The 1,219-nt window shown below is 44.5% G+C and carries 1 protein-coding gene; it reads right to left on the bottom strand.

All coding sequences use genetic code 11. The features are described from left to right. A partial coding sequence (locus tag F0251_RS24225) for an ISL3 family transposase (protein WP_171731982.1) occupies nucleotides 1–1,124 on the bottom strand: 1,124 nt, incomplete at its 3' end. Nucleotides 1,125–1,219: the final 95 nt, after the last annotated feature.

The raw sequence follows: 1,219 nt of genomic DNA, 5'->3' as shown, positions 1-1,219 counted from the left end.
CCCATTCGCTTGATTAGCTTTATCTTGTTGTTTATCCCTTCCAATGTGCAGGTGTTGAGCGGATAACTTGCCGATGCGAGAATGCCGTGAAGATAAGGACTCAGTTTTCGTGCGAACTCTTTTAATGGCTTAATCCCACTCTCTTGTACTTGTGCCCACCACGTATCCCAGAGCCCTTTGGCATGCACTTCTGATTCACAATACCAAAGCTCTTTGAGTTGTGCTCCGAGGATGTAAGTGGTCATTAAGTCCTTATTGATATTCAATATTTCTGTAAGATAGCTGTCTTGCTGTGTATTTAAGTTGCCCCTATTTTTCAACAACACCCAGCGTGAACGCTTGACCCATTGCCTCGCTTTTTTATCTTGCTTGAGTTTGTTGGCTTGGTCGACTCTGACTCTATCCATGACCTCACGACCGAACTTAGCAACAACATGGAATAAGTCGTAAACGATTTTTGCGTTCGGGCAATGTGCTTGAACTTCAAGGTCAAAAGCCGTATTCATGTCCATCGCGACCGCTTCGATATTATTGCCATGCTTGCCTAACAGCTCGAAGAACGGTCGTATGTCCTTGCGGCTACGGCCTAACCCTATCCAAATGACTTGGTGCGTCTTAGCGTCAGCAATGACCGTGGCATACCTATGTCCTTTAAAGATAGCGAACTCATCCATGACGAGTTGCCTTAGCCCCTCCCATTTCACTGACGGTACCACTCGTCGAAGTCGGCGTTTATCTATCTCTTTAATGGTGTGCCAATGTACGCTTGTTAACTGGGAGATATGCTTAATGGGAAGAAGAGGCAGCAGTTGTTCTATATAACTTTTTAAGCGCTTCGTTATACGAGCATAAGGCTCTAACCAAGATAGAGACTCTGTTTTTATGCCGCAGACACGACACTTAATTCTTCGTGTTTGAACGGAAAGTTCAACAGGAACACCGAGCAACATGGCCTCTTTTACATGACGCCATTGATACTCATGAATAGCCTCGGCCTCGAGACCACAAAGGCACTTAGCCTCAGAGTTGGGTTTAAGAGTCAGGGTAATAAGTGATGCTGTCTGGTGAGACTTTACTATATGAAAGCCTTCCCAGAATGAAGATAGGAAAGTATGATTCGGCATGAAAACGGTAGTTTGTGTATGATTTTTGTTTGGCGACTAAACCATATCACTTACTACCGTTTTTGTTTTTAGTTCCCGCTAATCCGCGATGAACC

Origin of the sequence: Vibrio sp. 070316B, assembly GCF_013114115.1 — a bacterium.
GTDB classification, from domain to species: Bacteria; Pseudomonadota; Gammaproteobacteria; order Enterobacterales; family Vibrionaceae; genus Vibrio; species Vibrio chagasii_B.
The sequence above is the reverse complement of the archived record's forward strand: the minus strand, read 5'-3'. Positions and strand labels throughout refer to the sequence as shown.